This is a genomic window from Spirosoma jeollabukense, assembly GCF_054777855.1.
The window spans coordinates 1-535 of record NZ_BAAHAD010000116.1 but is presented as its reverse complement, the minus strand read 5'-3'; the positions used below and the strand labels follow the sequence as shown (position 1 = coordinate 535).

The 535-nt window shown below is 57.2% G+C and carries 1 protein-coding gene; it reads left to right on the top strand.

From position 1 onward, the window contains the following. Positions 1-535, top strand: a 535-nt coding sequence (locus ACYVEA_RS34830; protein WP_461117942.1) for a solute carrier family 23 protein, incomplete at both ends; no start/stop codon positions are given.

Genomic DNA, 535 nt, shown 5'->3' with positions numbered 1-535 from the left:
GGTATCTCGTCACGCCGAACGTGCCGCCGTTCAACCGCAAGTACAAGGACAAGGCCATCCCATTCTATGGCCTCCACGACCAGGTGCCGATTTTCTTGACCATCGTCCTCGGCTTGCAGCACGCTTTGACTATGATCGGATCGATCGTGTCGCCACCCTTGGCCATCGCTTCTGGGGCATTCAACCTGCAGCCCGCACAGGTGTCGTACCTGGTTGCCGCGTCGTTCATCACAACCGGTATTGCGACGGCCATCCAAGTCACCCGTGTACATATACGAGGCACACCTTTCTTCATCGGCACGGGCCTCTTGTCCGTCGTGGGTCCCACGTTCGACATTATCCCCATCGCATTCTCCTACACCAGCTTGCGGTACAACAACGGGACATGCCCCGTAGCCGACGACGGAACACAGCTGCCGTGCCCTGATGCATGGGGTGCCATCATCGGCACTATGCTTTGCACGGTTCTGATCCAGATCCTGATGTCCATGGTGCCACCTCGACTGCTCAACAAGATCTTTCCGAAAATCGTGAC